General features: G+C 72.5%; 17 protein-coding genes. 8 read left to right on the plus strand and 9 right to left on the minus strand.

The window, feature by feature from the left end; genetic code table 11:
- The first annotated feature begins 32 nt into the window (after nt 1-32).
- The gene (locus ACZ62B_RS06665) at nt 33-653 is read left to right on the plus strand and encodes a Uma2 family endonuclease (protein WP_469689367.1); all 621 of its coding nucleotides are present in this window, start codon (nt 33-35) and stop codon (nt 651-653) included.
- Here ACZ62B_RS06665 and ACZ62B_RS06670 read toward each other — a convergent pair.
- A complete protein-coding gene (locus tag ACZ62B_RS06670; protein WP_469689368.1) occupies nt 650-3,112 on the minus strand; it encodes a DUF4132 domain-containing protein in 2,463 nt (820 codons plus the stop codon). The two genes, ACZ62B_RS06665 and ACZ62B_RS06670, sit on opposite strands and share 4 nt — an antisense overlap.
- Nucleotides 3,112-3,504, minus strand: coding sequence for a hypothetical protein (locus ACZ62B_RS06675; protein ID WP_469689369.1), 393 nt, complete (start codon nt 3,502-3,504; stop codon nt 3,112-3,114). Before ACZ62B_RS06675 ends, ACZ62B_RS06670 begins: the two co-directional genes overlap by 1 nt.
- Before the next feature lie 157 nt (nt 3,505-3,661).
- On the opposite strand from ACZ62B_RS06675, the gene ACZ62B_RS06680 reads away from it, so the two are divergent.
- Genes ACZ62B_RS06680 through ACZ62B_RS06690 form a run of 3 tightly spaced genes read left to right on the plus strand, consistent with a single transcriptional unit; the run spans nt 3,662 to nt 5,374 of the window.
- Nucleotides 3,662-4,069 carry a hypothetical protein gene (locus tag ACZ62B_RS06680; RefSeq protein WP_344557668.1) on the plus strand — a complete coding sequence of 136 codons (408 nt, stop codon included), beginning with the start codon at nt 3,662-3,664 and terminating at the stop codon, nt 4,067-4,069.
- Nucleotides 4,066-4,569 carry a thiol-disulfide oxidoreductase DCC family protein gene (locus ACZ62B_RS06685; protein ID WP_469689370.1) on the plus strand — a complete coding sequence of 168 codons (504 nt, stop codon included), beginning with the start codon at nt 4,066-4,068 and terminating at the stop codon, nt 4,567-4,569. The genes ACZ62B_RS06680 and ACZ62B_RS06685 overlap by 4 nt, the downstream gene beginning before the upstream one ends.
- Before the next feature lie 31 nt (nt 4,570-4,600).
- Nucleotides 4,601-5,374, plus strand: a complete 774-nt coding sequence (locus ACZ62B_RS06690; protein ID WP_344557672.1) for a TetR/AcrR family transcriptional regulator — start codon at nt 4,601-4,603, stop codon at nt 5,372-5,374.
- Here the strand turns inward: ACZ62B_RS06690 and ACZ62B_RS06695 are convergent.
- On the minus strand, nt 5,367-7,784 hold the full coding sequence (locus ACZ62B_RS06695) for an MMPL family transporter (RefSeq protein WP_344558057.1): 2,418 nt from the start codon (nt 7,782-7,784) through the stop codon (nt 5,367-5,369). The genes ACZ62B_RS06690 and ACZ62B_RS06695 overlap by 8 nt on opposite strands.
- A gap of 163 nt (nt 7,785-7,947) precedes the next feature.
- On the opposite strand from ACZ62B_RS06695, the gene ACZ62B_RS06700 reads away from it, so the two are divergent.
- The 3 genes from ACZ62B_RS06700 (at nt 7,948) to ACZ62B_RS06710 (ending at nt 10,711) form a co-directional block, all read left to right on the plus strand.
- Nucleotides 7,948-8,673: a response regulator transcription factor gene (locus ACZ62B_RS06700; protein ID WP_468882844.1), complete on the plus strand. Its 726-nt coding sequence runs from the start codon at nt 7,948-7,950 to the stop codon at nt 8,671-8,673.
- Complete coding sequence (locus ACZ62B_RS06705; RefSeq protein ID WP_344557676.1) at nt 8,670-10,214, plus strand: sensor histidine kinase; 1,545 nt, start codon at nt 8,670-8,672, stop codon at nt 10,212-10,214. The genes ACZ62B_RS06700 and ACZ62B_RS06705 overlap by 4 nt, the downstream gene beginning before the upstream one ends.
- Before the next feature lie 107 nt (nt 10,215-10,321).
- Nucleotides 10,322-10,711, plus strand: a complete 390-nt coding sequence (locus tag ACZ62B_RS06710) for a PPOX class F420-dependent oxidoreductase (RefSeq protein WP_344557678.1) — start codon at nt 10,322-10,324, stop codon at nt 10,709-10,711.
- Here the strand turns inward: ACZ62B_RS06710 and ACZ62B_RS06715 are convergent.
- The 3 genes from ACZ62B_RS06715 to ACZ62B_RS06725 all read right to left on the minus strand — a co-directional run bounded on the left by ACZ62B_RS06715 (nt 10,698) and on the right by ACZ62B_RS06725 (nt 12,933).
- Nucleotides 10,698-11,216: a cysteine hydrolase family protein gene (locus ACZ62B_RS06715; protein ID WP_468882841.1), complete on the minus strand. Its 519-nt coding sequence runs from the start codon at nt 11,214-11,216 to the stop codon at nt 10,698-10,700. The two genes, ACZ62B_RS06710 and ACZ62B_RS06715, sit on opposite strands and share 14 nt — an antisense overlap.
- Nucleotides 11,217-11,331: 115 nt before the next feature.
- A complete protein-coding gene (locus ACZ62B_RS06720; RefSeq protein ID WP_468882839.1) occupies nt 11,332-12,660 on the minus strand; it encodes a metallophosphoesterase in 1,329 nt (442 codons plus the stop codon).
- 24 nt (nt 12,661-12,684) lie between these two features.
- On the minus strand, nt 12,685-12,933 hold the full coding sequence (locus ACZ62B_RS06725; protein ID WP_030829790.1) for an SCO4848 family membrane protein: 249 nt from the start codon (nt 12,931-12,933) through the stop codon (nt 12,685-12,687).
- A gap of 91 nt (nt 12,934-13,024) precedes the next feature.
- Between ACZ62B_RS06725 and ACZ62B_RS06730 the strand changes: the two genes are divergently transcribed.
- Nucleotides 13,025-14,314 carry a D-alanyl-D-alanine carboxypeptidase family protein gene (locus ACZ62B_RS06730; RefSeq protein ID WP_468882836.1) on the plus strand — a complete coding sequence of 430 codons (1,290 nt, stop codon included), beginning with the start codon at nt 13,025-13,027 and terminating at the stop codon, nt 14,312-14,314.
- Here ACZ62B_RS06730 and ACZ62B_RS06735 read toward each other — a convergent pair.
- The 3 genes from ACZ62B_RS06735 to ACZ62B_RS06745 form a co-directional block, all read right to left on the minus strand.
- Nucleotides 14,262-15,179: a YihY/virulence factor BrkB family protein gene (locus ACZ62B_RS06735; RefSeq protein WP_468882835.1), complete on the minus strand. Its 918-nt coding sequence runs from the start codon at nt 15,177-15,179 to the stop codon at nt 14,262-14,264. The two genes, ACZ62B_RS06730 and ACZ62B_RS06735, sit on opposite strands and share 53 nt — an antisense overlap.
- Before the next feature lie 118 nt (nt 15,180-15,297).
- Nucleotides 15,298-16,233 (minus strand): decaprenyl-phosphate phosphoribosyltransferase, encoded by a 936-nt coding sequence (locus ACZ62B_RS06740; RefSeq protein WP_344557688.1) that lies wholly within the window; start codon nt 16,231-16,233, stop codon nt 15,298-15,300.
- Nucleotides 16,230-16,781: a phosphatase PAP2 family protein gene (locus tag ACZ62B_RS06745; RefSeq protein WP_344557690.1), complete on the minus strand. Its 552-nt coding sequence runs from the start codon at nt 16,779-16,781 to the stop codon at nt 16,230-16,232. Before ACZ62B_RS06745 ends, ACZ62B_RS06740 begins: the two co-directional genes overlap by 4 nt.
- Nucleotides 16,782-16,873: the final 92 nt, after the last annotated feature.

Consider the following 16,873-nt stretch of genomic DNA (forward strand, 5'->3'; position numbering starts at 1 on the left):
TGGTCTCGACACCAGCCCCTAGGAGGCACGCGATGTCCGCAGCATCCGTCGAGCGGCCCCACGACGAGCGCCCGCTGATCGCGGAGGCGAACCGTCTCATGGACCGACTTCCGGGCTACCGCGTCGAGATCCTCGGAGGCCAGATCCTCGTGTCCCCCCCACCGGACGGCCCGCACGCCGTAGTCCTGACCGACCTCATTCTGCCGTTCGCAACCGCCGGCCTGCACGGCGCGGACTCCAAGGTGGTCCAGGGCATCGGTCTCTGGCTGCCGACCGACACCGAAGACTACGCAATCCCTGACTTCGCGGTGGTGGACGCGGACTTCCACGACCACCTCATCGAGAACAACTCCTACGACCCGGTCTGCTTCCGCCTCGTCCTGGAGGTCACTTCCAGCAACTGGAAGACCGACCTCAAGACCAAGGTCGCCGCCTACGCCGAGGCCAAGGTCCCCGTCTACGTCGTCGTCGACCGCAAGCATCAGCGCATCCACGTCCTGACCGACCCGGTCGAGAGCGAGTACGCCACCCACCGCTTCCACTCCCCCGGCCAGCAGGTCACCCTCCCCGACTCCATCGGAGCCAAGGTCACCCTGGACGTGACCGAGATCCTGGAGGCCGGCCGTGCGAAGCGGACCCCCGATCAGGGCTAGAGCTGGCTCAGGATCGTCGGGTCCGTGATGGCCGTGTCGTCGGCCAGCAGCATCGCCTTGCTGAGGATCACCGCCAGCATCCGGTCCCCCTCGAAGGGGAGGTAACCCGCCTGCGGGGCGGCCGGGTCGGACTTCTGGACGATGCACAGGTACTGGTCGTTCGGGGTCATGAGGATGTTGCCCGAGCCCAGGTGGATCTTGTAGGTGTGGCGTTCGCCCTTCACGTGCAGGAAGCGGCCCTCGACGGTGCACCGGTCGGCCATCGCCAGCCTGGGGACCAGCCGCTCCAGCAGGGCGCGCCGGGTCTGGGCGCTCTGGTTCAGCTCGCCGAAGCCGTACGACGTCCAGTACGCCCCGAAGCGGCCGCCGGGACCGCCGTCCTGCCAGGTGGGGTCGTTGCCGACGCTGGCCACTCCGACGAACAGGTCGACGTCGCGCAGCACTTCGGAGAGGACCAGGGGCGGGATGTCCTCCAGCGGAATCGGGTCGACGGGCTCCTGTCCGTCGCGCGGCCACATCGAGTACTCGCCGCCGTAGCAGTGCGCCGAGTTCCCGGGCGCGTCGATCGGGTAGAAGCGGACCTGGTCGGTGCGCAGGCGCAGGTAGGTGCCGGAATCGGTGGTGTCGACGCCGTGCTCCTGGCCGTCGCCCTCGATCCAGTACTCGGCGCGCAGGCCCCAGGCGGGCAGGGCGCGGGTGGCCGGCGGTGCCGAACCGTCGACGCACAGCCGCAGTTGGTTGCGCCAGCCCCGGACGGCCGCCAGGGAGTGGAACTGGTGCTGGCGCAGGACGTGGGCCGCGAAGCGGTTGGAGTACGTGCGCGTGGCGCGCTCGGCGTCGGTGAGCAGGTACACCTCGCGGTGGGCCTGCTTGAACGGCTGGGTGACGCCGTGCCGCTCCAGCCAGTCCCGCCAGGCGACGATCTCGGCGGGTTCCCGGCCGACCGGGTGCCACAGGGCGACCTCGGTGCCCCCGGTCACGGGATCGTCGGCGAGGGTGCGCAGGGCGCCGTCCGCGTAACCGGCCGGCGTGCCGTCGACCGTCCACAGCAGGCGGCGGGCCAGGGTGCCGACCAGGGGGTGGTCGAGGTAGCGCTCGCGCCAGGCGGCGTAGGACCAGGTGCGGCGGGCCAGGAACAGGCGGTCCAGGCGCTCGCTCTGCGCCGAGAGCATCCTGTCGGCGTCCTTGACCGCGGCCTTGAGCTCCTTCAGCTCCTCGGCGTGGTCCCGCTTCACCGCGGCGGGCACGCTCCGCACCGTCTTGCCGGCCGCGTTGCGCCAGGTCAGCCGGGCGCGGGTGCCGTGCACCTCCAGCACGGCGGTGGCGTCGCCGAACCGGTGCTCCGCGCGGCCGACCCCGGTCAGCCCGTACGCCGGGACGGCCAGCTCCTCGATCTCCTCGCGGCCGAGCCCGAGGGCGGCGGCCCGCTCCTGGAGGGCCGCGTCGAGGAGCTTGGCGGTGGTCTTGAACGTCACGCGGGTGGCGAGCCGGGCGAGTTCGGCGAGGGCGGCCTCGCCGTCGGTCCGGGCGAGCCCGAGGACGGCGGCGCCCGCGACCTTGGGGCTGCGGGGGCCGAGGCCCGCCACCTTCCTGAGGGACGTCTCGACCAGCGCGCCCAGCGCCCGGACGGTGTCGGGGTGCGGCGGCAGCAGGGAGAGCAGCCAGGCCAGTCCGCGCAGGGCGGTGGCGTTGCAGGGGTCGAAGGTGTCGTTGGGGTCCGGCCCGTACGCGGGGCGGACCAGCGGCAGGGTGCGGGGGCGGCCCACCAGCGCGAGCCAGGACAGGACGGTCTCGCGGACCCGGTCGGTGCCGAGGGCGCCGACGAGGGCGCGGGCCCGGTCGTCCCACGCCGCGGTGGGCTTGGAGGAGTCGGCGGTGGCGGCGTGGGCGAGCAGGGCCTCCCAGTCGGGTCCTGTGGCGTCGCGCAGGGCCTGCTCGGACCACTGCTCGCCGACGTTGAGGACCGGGTCGGTGAGGCTCTTCCCCAACAGGGCCAGCTCCTTGCAGGTGGCGGCGTTCAACGCCGAACGACGGACGACGGCCACGACGGCCGGGGTGAGAGGGCGGCCCGCGGACAGCTCCGCCTCGGCCAGCACGTCGAAGCGGGAGGTGTACCAGAACGAGTGCCACCGGCCCACCTCGTCCAGGGCCTCACGGCGCTCGGCGACGAGGGGGTCGCCGGCCGCGCCGTCGAGGAGGCGGTGGCACAGGGCGAGGACGCGGCCGCGTTCCTCCAGGTCGTCGCCGACCGAGCCGAAGTGGTCGGCCACGGCGTGCACCAGCTCGCGGCGGTGCTCCGCCGGGAGGTCCCGCAGCACGTCGAGGACGGAGTCCCACTGCCCGCTCCAGCCGCCGCTGCGCGAGCCGAGCGCCTTCATCACCTCGGCGGCGGCCCGGACCGGGTCACCGTCGTCGATCCGGTCGCGCAGCCGCGCCAGGTGCGACGTCGGGGTGCGCATCAGCCACCCACCAGCGGCACGAGCTTCAGGAACGTGACCTCGGTGCCCAGCGGCAGGTCGACCTCCTGGTCCGGGTCGGTGACCTGACGGTCCCCCACCAGGACCAGGAAGCCGTTGCCCGCGAAGGCCCGCAGCGCCAGCCCGGCCTGTTCCTCCGGGTCGATGCGGCGGGGCTCCCTGAGCGCGTAGCCGTTGACGAAGCGCTCCGCGTCCGTCGGCCGTACGAGCCCCTGGAACACCTCCGGCGTACGGGCGTTGTACTCGGCGACCTCCTGGAACACCCGGCGCCTGATCAGCTCGCGCACGGTCAGCCGCTCCTCGGCGATCTCCAGGCCCCAGGCCGCGCGCCGCTCTCCCGTCGTCGTCTCGTCGACGAACGTCACGATTCCCATGGCGACGACGGTACGGGCCACCACTGACAGCCACCGTCCCGGGCCGGGGCGACGGCCGTGACGAGGCCCACCCACAGCCGAGTTGAACATGTTCAAAAGAAGGGTCTAGAGTCTTCCCCGTCAGCGTTTTGAACGCGTTCAAGAAGGGCTGGGGGACATGGACCGTACGGTCATCGCCTACGTCATCTACCTCGTCGTCAGCATCGGGCTGACCGTCTGGGTCGCTCGCACGCTCAGCAGCAACGGGCGGGTCTTCCTCGCCGACGTGCTGCACGGCAACGAGAAGCTCGCCGACGCCGTCAACCACCTCCTGGTGGTCGGCTTCTACCTCGTCAACCTCGGGTTCGTCGCGCTGTACCTGAGCGGCGACGAGACGATCGCCGACACGCGCGGCATCTTCGAGGCCCTGTCGACCAAGCTCGGCGTGGTGCTGCTGGTGCTGGGCGTGATGCACCTGGGCAACGTGTACGTGCTCAACAGGATCCGGCGCCGCGGGGTGATGGAGCGGGAGCAGGTCCCGCCGGTGCCGCCGCAGGGCTGGGCCGCCCCTCAGGCCGGGGCGTGAGCGGCGTGACGGCCACGCACGAGGGCCGGGGCGCCGCGCGCGTCCCGGTCCGCCGGCTCACCGTGCTGTACGACGCCGAGTGCTCCCTGTGCGCCTTCGTACGGGACTGGCTGGTGCGCCAGCCCCAACTGGTGCCCCTGGAGCTGGTCCCGGCGGCCTCGGAGGCGGCACGGGCCCGGTTCCCCAGCCTCGACCACGGGTCCACCCTGGAGGAGATCACCGTGGTGGGTGACGCCGGGCAGGTGTACCGGGGCGCCGCCGCCTGGGTCGTCACCCTGTGGGCGCTGCGGGAGCACCGGCGGCTGGCCCACCGGCTGAGCACCCCGGCCGGCGCCCGGCTCGCCAAGGGCGCGGTGCTGGCCGCCGCCAGGTGGCGCGGAATGGCGTCCGGGTGGGGCGGCGGCGTGTACCGCCGGGGCGACGGGTGGACGTACGATCCGCGCGACGGCTGGAGCTACACCGCCCCGAGCTGCGGGGCGGGCACCTGCACCGCCCCGTAGGGCGGTCCCTCCCTGGCGTTAGGCTCCTTCCGTGCCCGCGAAGAACGACGGCCCCGACGACGGCGCCACCCTCAGCAAGTCCGAGCAGACCCGCGCCCTGATCCTCGAGACCGCCATGCGGCTGTTCCAGGAGCGCGGGTACGACAAGACGACCATGCGGGCCATCGCCAAGGAGGCGGGGGTCTCCGTCGGCAACGCGTACTACTACTTCGAGGGCAAGGAACACCTGATCCAGGGCTTCTACGACCGGATCGCCGCCGAGCACCAGGTGGCCGTCCGTGAGGTCCTGCGCCGGGAGACCGACCTGGAGGCCCGGCTCGCGGGCGTGCTGAAGGCGTGGCTGGACATCGCCACGCCGTACCACGAGTTCGCGGTGCAGTTCTTCAAGAACGCCGCCGACCCGGACAGTCCGCTCAGCCCCTTCTCCCCCGAGTCGGAGCACGCGCGCGTGGAGGCGATCAGCGTCCACCGCGCGGTGCTCGCCGGGACGAAGAGCAAGGTGCCCGAAGAGCTGCGGGACATCCTGCCCGAGCTGATGTGGCTGTCCCAGATGGGGCTCGTCCTGTACTGGATCTTCGACCGCACCGAGGGCCGGGAGCGCAGCTACCGGCTGGCCGAGCGCGGCGCCCGGATCACCGCGCGGGGCATCGCCCTGGCCCGTTTCCGGGTGCTGCGGCCCCTGGTGCGCGAGGTGCACGAGCTGTTCACGGAGTTCCTGCCCGGCATGACGAAGGCGCTTCCGGACCCGGCGAGGAGGGAGAAGGGGGCGCCCGCCGACGGCGGACGCCCCGGCACCGTCAGTTGACGGCGTCCACCTCACCGGGGGTGAGTTCCACGTCGTACACCAGCGGGCCGTCCGCCACGGTCACGTGTGCCGCACGGGAGCCATACGGGGCCGCCGTGACCGCGAGCAGATAGGTGCCCGGGGCCGGCACGGAGACGATGTACGCGCCGTCGGCGAGGGAGAGCACACGGTCCAGTTGGCGGCCGCCGGCGGTCAGCAGGGTGACGGCCGCGCCCTCGACGGGTTCGCCGTCGGCGGCGCGGACGAAGCCGTGGACGACCGAGGCGGGGCCGCCCGGAACGCCGGAGGGCGTGGGCGCCGCGGCGTCCTCCTCCTCCTTCGGCTCCACCGCCAGGTGCGGCAGCCGCTTCTCCAGACCGGCCGGCAGCCACCAGTTGGACTTCCCGAGCAGGTGCATCACGGCCGGCACCAGTGCCGTACGCAGGATGAACGCGTCCAGGGCGACCGCCGCGGCCAGCCCCACGCCCGCCATGGCGGCGCCGTAGTCGCCGCTGAGCACGAAGGCGAGGAAGACGCAGACCATGATCAGGGCCGCGGAGTTGATGACGCGGCTGGTCTCCGCGAGGCCGACGCGCACCGCGCGGGCGTTGTCCCGGGTGTGCACCCACTCCTCGTGCATCCGGCTCACCAGGAACACCTGGTAGTCCATGGAGAGCCCGAACAGCAGCGACAGCATGATGATCGGCAGGAAGGACGCGATGGGGCCCTCCTTGCCGAGGCCCAGCAGGTCCAGGCCGTACCCCCACTGGAAGATCATCACCAGGACGCCGAAGGAGGCCGCCGCCGCGAGCAGGTTCATCACGGCGGCCGTCAGCGGCACCACCAGGGAACGGAACGCGAGCAGCAGGAGCAGGAAGCCCAGGCCGATGATCGTGCCGATGAACAGCGGCAGCCGTTCGCCGGTCACCGTCGCGAAGTCCTTGGACACCGCGGTCACCCCGCCGACGTGGGCCTCCACGCCCGCGCCCGGGATGACGTCCTCGCGCAGGGTGTCGATGAGCCGGTCCGTCTCCGCGTCCTGCGGGGACGTGGTGGGGACGACCTGGATGACGCTGACACCGTTCGCGGGCGGTACGGCGGCGACCTGGGCGACGCCCTCGGTCTTCTCCAGGACCGTCACCAGGCCGTCGGACGCCTCGCCGTCCACGACCACCTGCAGCGGCCCGTTGAAGCCGGGCCCGAAGCCCTCGGCGAGCAGGTCGTAGGCCTTCCTGGTGGTCATGGAGGCGTCGTCGTTGCCCTGGTCCACGGTGCCCAGGCGCAGCGACAGCAGCGGGACCGCGAGCGCCGCCATCAGGACCACGGCCAGGACGGCCACGGACCGCGGGCGGCGCTGGACGCCCGCGGACCAGCGCGCGGCGAGACCGCTCACCTTCTCGGTCTCCGGGCCCTCGGCCGCGAGCCTGCGGCGCTGGCGGCGGCTGAGCACCCGGTGGCCGAGCAGGCCGAGCAGCGCGGGCAGCAGGGTGACGGCGGCGAGCACGCTCAGCACGACGGTGAGGGTGGTGCCGATGACCACGCCGTCCAGGAACCGCAGGTTCGTCACCAGCATCCCGGCGAGCGCGATGCACACCGTGCCGCCCGCGAACAGCACCGCGCGGCCGGAGGTGTTGAGGGCGGTGACCGCCGCCTCCTCCGGGTCGGCACCGCGCAGGATGCCGCGCCGGTGCCGGGTGACGATGAACAGGGCGTAGTCGATGCCGACGCCGAGACCGATCAGTGTGGAGAGCAGCGTGGCGAGTTCGGGGACGTTGGTGACGTGGCTGAGGAGCTGGGTGCCGAACATGCCGGTGCCGACGCCGAAGACGGCGACCACGATCGGCAGCAGCATCGCGAAGAGCGACCCGAAGGCCACGAACAGCACGATCGCGGCGGCCAGGATGCCGACCAGTTCGGCGGTGCCCGTCGGCGGTTCCTGGACGCGCGTGATGGCCTGGCCGCCCAGTTCCACCTGGAGCCCGTCGCGCGCGGCGCCCTGCGCGGTGTCGACGACGTCCTGGACCAGCTCCTTCGGCACGGCGTCCGCCTGCTCGGCGAACGTGACCTGCGCGTAGGCGATCCGCCCGTCCTCGCTGATCTGCGCCGCGCCCTGTTCGCCGTAGGGGTCGGTGACGGCGCCGACGCCCTCCATGCGCCCGATCTCCGTCAGCGCCGGCTCGATCCGGGACCGTACGGAGTCGTCGCGCACGGAGCCCTCGTCGACCTTCCACACCACGGTGTCGGTGTCGCCGGCGCGTTCCGGGAACGCCCGCTCCATCAGGTCGTACGCCCGCTTGGAGTCGGTGTCCGGCAGCGAGAAGACCTCCGCGTAGTTCGTGCCCGCGCCGCTCGCCGAAACCCCCAGTCCGAGCAGCGCCCCCACCCACACCAGCAGGACCACCAGCCGATGCCGATAGCACCAGCGTGCCAATACCGCCACTTGTCCGCTCCTTCGTCACTCGGTCGGTCCCCCAGGTCCTGGGCAGCAGAATCGACGGCGGCACCCGCGCGGGGATACGACTCGGGCGGGACTCTCAAGGAACTCCAAAGCGAACACCGGTACGACCGACGGGGGTTCTACCGATACTGGGGGCATGACGACAGCTCCCGGCACCGTGCTGGTCGTGGAGGACGAGGAGAGCATCGCGGACGTCCTCGCCATCGCCCTGCGCTACCACCGTTTCGAGGTCATGACCGCGGGCACGGTCCGCGAGGCGCTCGCGCTGGCCGAGCACACCCTCCCCCACGCTCGAACACGCTCGCGCGGGGGGACCCCCATCGACTGCGCCCTGCTCGACGTGATGCTGCCGGACGGCGACGGCCGCGCCCTCGGCCGTGAACTGCGCTCCCGGCGGCCGGAGCTGGCGCTGGTGTTCCTCACCGCGCGGGACGCGCCCGCCGAGGTCGTCGGCGCGCTCGGCTTCGGCGACGACTACATCACCAAGCCGTTCAACATCGACGAGGTCGTCGCCCGGGTCACCGCCGTACTGCGCCGCACCCGCCCCGCCGACGTGCTCCCGCAGCGGGCGCCGCTGCGCCACGGCGACCTGGAGCTGGACGAGACGACGTACTCGGTGCGCCGCGCGGGCCGCTCGGTGGAGCTCACCCCCACCGAGTACGCGCTGCTGCGCTTCCTGGTGCGCAACGGCGGCCGGATCGTGCCGAAGGAACAACTGCTGCGCCACGTCTGGCAGTACGAGCACACACCGGCCGAGTCGACCGTCGTCGAGACCTACATCAGCTATCTGCGGCGCAAACTCGACGCCCTGGGCCCGCCGGTGATCACCACCCGGCGCGGGGTCGGGTACGGCCTGACGTGAGGCTCCCGATCCGGAAACCGCGCCCCGGGCGGGGCGTTCACTCGCTGCGCGGGCAGCTGACCCTGGCCAACGTGGTGCTGCTGGCCCTCGGCATCGTGGCGGCCACCGCGGTGAGCGTGATGGGCATGCGCTACTACCTGCTGGACCAGATCGACACGGAGCTGACCCGGACCCGTGAGTCGCTGGGCGGCTCGGAGCTGACGCTGCGGCAGATCGACTCGCTGAGCGTGCTGAGCTTCTTCCGCGACCGGGTGGATCCGGACTGGAACCGGGAGGACGACCCGGACTCGATCTTCGCCGCCGTGGACGGCCGGGGCGAGCCCGTCGGCATCCTCGGCTTCGAACCGACGAAGACCCAGCGCGACCTGGCGGACGCCGTGGGCGACGCGCGCACCCTGCTCCAGGACCCGGAGCCGCACGACGTCACCGTGCGCGGCGCCGCCTACCGCGTCACCGCCACCCGGCTCGCGGACGGCACGTACATCCTGATCGCCGGCTCCACCGAGGCGGTGCACGACGGTGTCACCAAGGCCGTCAAGTTCGACCTGGCCATAGGGACGCTGCTGTTGCTGCTGCTGGCCTGTCTGACCATGTTCAGTGTGCGGCGGCGGATGCGGCCGCTGGAGGACATGGTGGAGACCTCGTCGGCGATCGCGGAGGGCGATCTGACCCGGCGGGTGCCCTCCAGCCGGGACCCGATCCTGGAGGTGGAGCAGTTGCGGCTCGCCCTCAACTCGATGCTCCAGCAGGTGGAGTCGGCGTACCGCACGCGCGAGCGCAGCGCGGCCCAGCTCCGGCGGTTCGTCGCCGACGCCTCGCACGAACTGCGGACGCCGCTGGCCGCGATACGCGGCTACCTCCAGCTCTACGACCGGGGGATGCTGCGGGAGCCGACGGAGCGCAGGCGGGCCTGGGACAGGATGCTGGCCGAGTCCGACCGCATGGGGCGGCTCGTCGACGAGCTGCTGGTGCTGGCCCGCCTCGACCAGCGTCCCGAACTGCGGCTGCGGAACGTGGACGTGTGCCGGCTGGTGCGGGACGCGGCGGAGGACCTGCGGGTGCAGCAGCCGGAGCGGGCGGTGTCCGTGGACGCGGACGGTGCGGTGCTGGTGCGCGCGGACGAGTCGGGGCTGCGGCAGGTCCTGGGGAACCTGCTGGGCAATGTACGGACGCACACTCCGGCGGACGTCGCGGTACGGCTCGGGGTGGTCCGCGCGGACGGGGTGGTGCGGCTGTCCGTGGCGGACGACGGGCCGGGCCTCGCGGCGGAGGACGCGGCGCGCGTCTTCGACCGCTTCTTCCGCGCGGGCGGGGGCGCGGGGAGCGGTCTCGGCATGGCGATCGTGCAGGGCGTGGTGCGGGCGCACGGGGGTGAGGTGGCGGTACGGACGGCGCCGGGCGAGGGGCTGGCGGTGACCGTGACACTGCCGGCCCGGCCGGGAACGTGCCCGGAACCCGACGAGGCGCCCGTGCGGGTGCCGTCCGGTCGGGGGCGGCCGTCGGAGGACCAAGCCGGGCGGCCGGTTTCCCCGTCCGGCTGAAAGCCTCCCGGACACGTGCCCGGCGTGCGTACCGTGGCGCACCGACAGGGACGCCCACGCACGTACGGGCACGACCGACCGGAGAAGAAAGCGCAGGCACCCACGGCATGAGTCTCATTCCGGAAAGCCACCGGGATCTGCTGGAACGGCCGCTCTTCGGCCACCTCGCCACGATCCGCCCGGCCGGCGGCCCGCAGGTGAACCCCATGTGGTTCTCCTGGGACGGCGAGTACATCCGCTTCACCAACACCACGGTCCGCCACAAGTACAAGAACATCACGGCCGACCCGATGGTCGCGGTGTCCGTCCACGACCCCGAACAGCCCTACCGCTACCTGGAGGTCCGCGGCGAGGTGGTGCGGATCGACGACGACTCCTCGGCCGAGTTCTTCGCACGGCTCGCCGAGCGGTACGGCATGAAGCTGGACGGCCCGCCGGCGGACGCCGAGCACCGGATCGTGTACGTGGTCAAGCCGACGGCGGTCAGCTGTCAGTGACGGACGGCGGGGCCGTGAGGTCCGCGACCCGGACGGTGCGTGCGCCGAGCGCGGTCAGCCGGTCGAGGGCCTCACGGTGCCGCGCCTCGTCGGGGCTCGCGGTGGCGTCCTCGGCCACGACGACGCCGTAGCCCAGCCGCAGCGCGGTCGCGGCCGTCGCGGCGACGCCGTGCGCGGTGGACAGCCCGGCGACCACGATCTCGGCGACCCCTTCGCGGCGCAGTACGCCGCCCAGCCCGGTGCCCTCGAAGGCGTCGAGGCCGTGCTTGGTCACGAGGTGGTCGCCGGGGCGGGGCGCACAGCCGGGCACGAACCGGTCGGGTACGGCGTCCGGCCCACCGTCCGCCCCGTCGGCACGCGCGTACCGAACCAGGACGACCGTCGAAAAGTGGTCACGCAGCCGCCCGCACGCCTCGACGACGTCCCCGCCGACCGGCTCCCACGCCATGTCGACGATCCACCGCTGCAGATCGACCAGCACAAGCGCTGCACGAACGTGACTCATCAGCTCCCCCTCCCCCACTGCGGGCAGTCGTGCCGCTGGGGCGGCACGGGTGGGCGCAGCGGCACCCCGCAGGCGCGGGTGAGCAGACCCACCCCCGGCCCACCCCGACACACCGTCAGGCCTGCTTGGAGGCCAACTCGATCACCGTAATGTCCGACGGCGCCCCCACCCGCGTGGGCGGCCCCCACGCACCGGCCCCCCGGCTGACGTACAGCTGGGTGTCCCCGTACCGGTCGAGCCCCGCCAGCGTGGGATTGGCCAGACCGGCCACGAGGTTGCCGGGGAACAGCTGCCCACCGTGGGTGTGCCCGGACAGCTGAAGATCGACACCATGGTCGACGGCATCATGGATCTGCACCGGCTGATGTGCGAGCAACACACACGCCCGCCCCCGGTCCCGGTCCCCGAGCGCCTTCGCGTAGTCCGGTCCCTGCCCCTCGTCCTCACCGGCCACGTCGTTGACCCCCGCCAGATCGAAGTGCGGCAGCTCCGTACGGGCGTTCTCCAGCGGGTTCAGCCCGAGCCGCCGCACCTCCTCGACCCACTGCTCGGCACCGGAGAAGTACTCGTGGTTCCCGGTGACGAAGAACGACCCGTGACGTGCCTTCAACTGCGCCAGGGGAGCCGCGGCCGGGCCGAGGTCCTTCACGCTCCCGTCCACCAGGTCACCGACGACCGCGATCAGATCCGGCTGGGTCGAGTTGATCGTGTCGACGACCTTCTGCGCGAAGCCCCGCCCGAGCACCGGCCCGAGGTGGATGTCGCTGACCACCGCGATGCGGTAACCGTGCGCCGCGCGGGGAAGCTTGGCGAGCGGCACGGTGACCCGCTTCACGCGCGGCCCGCGCAGCACGCCGTACGTCCCGTAGCCGACGGTCCCCACGGCCGCCGCGGCGGCGGCCCCGCCGACGACGCGGGAGACGAACAGACGCCGGGAGGGGGCGGCGGGCGTCTCCCGCGGGCCGACGACGGCGCCGTCGGCCGCCGGGTCGCCCCCGTCCGTCTCGCCGTCCGTCCCACCGGTCCCACCGCCGGGACCGCGTCCCGCGCCCTGCCCGGCCGCTATCGGCTCCGGCCGTGCGGATATGGGTGCCGCCGCCTCCGCCGCCTCCGACACCCGCGCCCGCCGCTCCAGGATCCGCCGCAGCACCGGCCGTACCAGCTCGCCCGCGAGCACCGCCAGCAGCAGGTACAGGGCCAGGGCCAGCCACAGGAAGCCGGGCCAGGCCAGGACCTGCTGGAGCCAGAAGGGGGCGCCGGCACGCTCGGCGACGAGGGCGCCGACGGTCAGCGCCCAGCCGCCGGCGATCACCACGGCGCCCGCGCGGCGCACCGCGCCCGGACCCTCCGTGGTGTCCCGGAACAGGCGCCGCCACACATACCAGTTGCCCGTCACCAGGACGGCCACGACCAGCAGCGCGATGAGTACGAAAACGATGGCCACGAGGCGGAGTTCCCCTGTTCCCGGTCAGGACGTCCGTGACGTCCGGCTCAGTGCGCGCAGTCCGCGCAACCCGATGCCCCCGATGACCGTCCCCAGTACGAAGGAGACGACGGCGAGCGTCAGGTGAACGAAGAAGTACGCCGTCGGGTGCCCGTCCTCGAACGCGAGTCCGCTGCTGTCCTTGACCAGGTTCTTGACGAAAGTGACCCAGATGACCCAGCTCCACACCCCGAAGGCGAGCAGGAACCAGGAAACGGGGCGGCTGAGCTTCATTGCTCCAGTATCACCGGGCGGTGTCCGGTTCCTTGCCCGGGGTGGGGACCTGCCCGGGACTTCGTCAGGTATGGCATGTACGTTTCCGGTCGTGCCCGCACCCAAGAACACCGTCCGGCGATCGCTGCTGGTCGCCTCCGCCGTCCTGCTGTCCACCGCGCTGACCGCGCCCGTCGCGCTCGCGGCCCCCAAGCCGTCGACGAGTCCGTCGGCCACGCCCCCGGCGAACATGTCCAAGGTGGGCGGCGCCCGGCTCGGCCAGGCGGGGACGCAGGTCAACCTCGCGAGCGGGGTGCCGGTGCTGCCGAAGGACCTGTCGGCCCGCTCCTGGATCGTCGCCGACGCCGAGTCGGGCGAGGTGCTCGCCGCGCACAACGCGCACTGGCGGCTGGCCCCGGCGAGCACGCTGAAGATGCTGTTCGCCGACACGCTGCTGCCGAAGTGGCCGAGGACCACGGAGCACAAGGTCGAGCCGTCGGACCTGGCCGGCATCGGCTCCGGTTCCAGCATGGTCGGCGTCAAGGAGGACGAGACGTACACCGTCCACGACCTGTGGCTGGGTGTCTTCCTCCGCTCCGGCAACGACGCGGTGCACGTGCTGTCGGCGATGAACGGCGGCGTCGAGAACACCGTCGAGGAGATGAACGCGCACGCCGAGGAGCTCCAGGCGCTCGACACCCACGTGGTCAGCCCCGACGGCTACGACGCCCCGAAGCAGGTGTCGTCCGCGTACGACCTGACGCTGATCGCCCGTTCCGGGCTGCAGAAGAAGGACTTCCGGGAGTACGCCTCGACGGTCAGGGCGCAGTTCCCCGGCGAGACGAAGAAGAACAAGAAGGGCAAGAAGGTCCGCGGGTCCTTCGAGATCCAGAACACCAACCGGCTGCTGGCCGGCGACACCGACGTGCCGGTCTACCAGGGCATAGCCGGCGTGAAGAACGGCAACACCACCAACGCGGGCGCCACCTTCACCGGTGTCGCCGAGCGGGACGGCAAGGTGCTGCTGGTCACCGTGATGAACCCGCAGAAGAACGTGAGCAACGAGGTCTACAAGGAGACCGCGAAGCTCTTCGACTGGGGTTTCAAGGCGGCCGGAAAGGTCGAGCCGGTGGGTGAGCTGGTGGGGCCGAGGAGCGCGACGCAGGCCAGTCCCCGGCCGGGCCCGTCCGCCTCCCCGGGGGAGGCCGGGGGCGCCGGGGACGGTGCCGTCGCGGCCGGTTCGAAGCCGGTGGCGAGTGCCGCGTCGGGCGGCGGCACCGACGGCATCGGGGTCGCGCTGGGCATCGCCGGCGGAGTGGTCGTGCTGCTCGCGGGCGGCGCCTTCCTGGTCAACCGGCGCTGGCCGCTGCCGGACCTGGTGCGTCGCCGCCCGCGTCCGTGACCTCGGGGACCTCGTCCCGCCTGCTCCGCGTCGCCGTCCAGGCGGCGCAGAACAGGACCAGTTTCGAGGTGAAGTTGATCCACAGCAGCAGGGCCACCGGGACGCCGAACGCGCCGTACATGCTCTTCGTGGCCACACCCTGCATATAGCCGCTGAGCAGCAGCTTCAGCAGTTCGAAGCCGACCGCGCCGGTGAGGGCGGCGACGATCAGACGGCGCCGGGCGGGTTCGACGCCGGGCAGCAGGGTGAGGACGTACAGCAGGAGCAGGAAGTCGGCGCCGACGGCGACGGCGAACGCCGCGGTCTGCAGCACGATCCCGCCCCAGCCGCCCTTCTCCAGCCCGATGGCGTCGCTGATCCGGCCGACCATCGCGGAGGCGACGGCGGAGGCGCCCAGGGTGATCAGGACCGCGCCGCCCAGGCCGACGAGGACGCCCAGGTCCTTGCCCTTGCGCAGGAGGGGGTTCTCCTCCTCGTCGGGCAGTTCCCACACCGCGCGGAGGCATTCGCGCATGGAACCGGCCCAGCTGATGCCGGTGAACAGCAGCACGGCACCGGCGATGAGTCCGACGGTGCCGGCGTTCTCCACCAGGCCCCCGATGTCCAGCTGGTCGGAGATGCCGGGCACCTGGTCGGTGATCTTGTCCTGGAGGGTGTCCTGCTGGTCCTGGCTGAGCGTGGCGGCGCCGATCGCGGCGGCCACGGTGAGCAGCGGGAAGAGCGCGACGAAACTCCTGAAGGTCATCGCGGCGGCCAGTCGCGCCCAGTGCACCCGGTCCAGACGCTCGTACGACCGCCACGCGTGCGTGAGCATCAGCCGGGCCGTCCACGGCCCGACGACCGGAAGCCTTTTCAGCCAGTCCATGATCCGACCCTGCCCCCATCGCGGAAGACCCATGTCCCGGTACCCCGCAACCGGACCTCCGCGACCGGTGCGCGGAGCGGATGGTTCCGCACCGGCCCGTCTCCCACCGGACGGTTCCTCACCAGTCGGCCACCGCCAGGGCGTACATCGCCGCCCAGACCAGGCCGATGACGGCGAGCGCGCGGTCGCCCAGCACCACGTCCTCGGGTTCGCCGGCGGTCCCGCGGTCGGCGAAGACGGCGTAGCGGAGGACGGCGAGGACGAAGGCCACCACGGAAAGCTGCCGCCAGGGCAGCACGCTGGTGTGCGGCACGCCGCCTTCCTCCAGGGCCCACAGGCAGTAGCCGAGGACGGCGACGCCGGCGGCGAGCTGCCAGACGAAGCGGAGGTAGCCGGTGGTGTACTCGGTGAGCAACGCGCGCGTGGCACCCGCCTTCCCGGTCATCTGCACGGCTTCGGAGTAACGCTTGGCGGCGACCATGAACAGCGCGCCGAATCCGGTGGTGATGAGGAACCAGCGGGACAGGGGGATGCCGAGGGCGAGGCCGCCGATCACCGCGCGCATCACGAAGCCGGTGGTGACGACGACGAGGTCGACGACGAGGACGTGCTTGAGGCTGACGCAGTACGCCAGTTGCACGGCGAGGTAGGCGATCAGCAGCGCGGCGGCCTCCGGGGGGCACAGCCGGACCGCCACGGCGGGCGCGAGGACGCCGAGGGCGATCCCCGCGGCGTAGGCGACCGGCACGGGGACCTGCCCGGCGGCGACCGGGCGGCGGCACTTGACGGGGTGGGCGCGGTCGGCGTCGGCGTCGCGCGCGTCGTTGACGAGGTAGACGGCGGCGGCGCAGGCGGTGAACAGGACGAAGACCAGGGCGAGCCGGGTCAGGGCGTGGACGGAGAACAGCTCGCCGGCGGCTGCCGGGGCGGCGATCACCAGGACGTTCTTGACCCACTGCTTGGGCCGCGCGGTCAGCAGCAGGCCCTTGAGGAGGCCGCCCCTGTCGGGTGGTGCGGTCTGCCGTCGGTCGGCGTGCTCGCGCAGGAGGGTCACGCGGGGCCTCCCGTCATCCAGCGGGCGCCCAGGCGGGCCGTGAGCGCGCCGAGGACGGCTCCGGCCGCCACGTCCGACGGGTAGTGGACGCCGGCCACCAGGCGGGACACGCAGACGGCGGCGGCGAGCGGGGGCACCGCGCGGGCGCCCAGCGCGCCGAAGGCGACGGCGGCGGCCGCCGAGGACGTGGCGTGCGAGCTGGGGAAGGAGTGCCGGCCGACCGTGTCGACCAGGGGTTCGACGTGCGTGGGGCGCGGACGGCGCACGACCCGTTTCACGACCGAACCGGCGGCGTGGGCGCCCGCGGTGAGCGCGGTGCCACGCAGCCAGGCGCCGCGCCGGGGACGGTCCACGACGGCTCCGGCCAGCCCCGCCACGAGCCACACCGCCCCGTGCTCCCCCGCCAGGGACAGCGCCCGCGCGGCACCGGCCACGCGCGGGTCCGTGCCGCACGCTCTGAGGGCCGAGACGATCCGGTGGTCCATGCCGTGGAGACCGCGGGGGCGGGGGAAGTCGTGGGGCTCGTGGGAGTCGTGGAGCTCGTCCATGGGGACTCACTGTTCACGCCCGGCGGGCCCGAATTCCCGTCACCGGGGAGCGACATCCCATTAATCACCCGTTTCAGGGACGGGGGTGACGT

The sequence above is a fragment of the Streptomyces sp. NPDC053426 genome (assembly GCF_055585405.1).

What these genes read in the sequence shown, in the direction of transcription:
- ACZ62B_RS06665 (WP_469689367.1), top strand. Translation starts at nt 33, where the DNA reads ATGTCCGCAGCATCCGTCGAGCGGCCCCACGACGAGCGCCCGCTGATC.
- ACZ62B_RS06670 (WP_469689368.1), bottom strand. Translation starts at nt 3,112, where the DNA reads ATGCGCACCCCGACGTCGCACCTGGCGCGGCTGCGCGACCGGATCGAC.
- ACZ62B_RS06675 (WP_469689369.1), bottom strand. Translation starts at nt 3,504, where the DNA reads ATGGGAATCGTGACGTTCGTCGACGAGACGACGACGGGAGAGCGGCGC.
- ACZ62B_RS06680 (WP_344557668.1), top strand. Translation starts at nt 3,662, where the DNA reads ATGGACCGTACGGTCATCGCCTACGTCATCTACCTCGTCGTCAGCATC.
- ACZ62B_RS06700 (WP_468882844.1), top strand. Translation starts at nt 7,948, where the DNA reads ATGACGACAGCTCCCGGCACCGTGCTGGTCGTGGAGGACGAGGAGAGC.
- ACZ62B_RS06710 (WP_344557678.1), top strand. Translation starts at nt 10,322, where the DNA reads ATGAGTCTCATTCCGGAAAGCCACCGGGATCTGCTGGAACGGCCGCTC.
- ACZ62B_RS06715 (WP_468882841.1), bottom strand. Translation starts at nt 11,216, where the DNA reads ATGAGTCACGTTCGTGCAGCGCTTGTGCTGGTCGATCTGCAGCGGTGG.
- ACZ62B_RS06725 (WP_030829790.1), bottom strand. Translation starts at nt 12,933, where the DNA reads ATGAAGCTCAGCCGCCCCGTTTCCTGGTTCCTGCTCGCCTTCGGGGTG.
- ACZ62B_RS06735 (WP_468882835.1), bottom strand. Translation starts at nt 15,179, where the DNA reads ATGGACTGGCTGAAAAGGCTTCCGGTCGTCGGGCCGTGGACGGCCCGG.
- ACZ62B_RS06745 (WP_344557690.1), bottom strand. Translation starts at nt 16,781, where the DNA reads ATGGACGAGCTCCACGACTCCCACGAGCCCCACGACTTCCCCCGCCCC.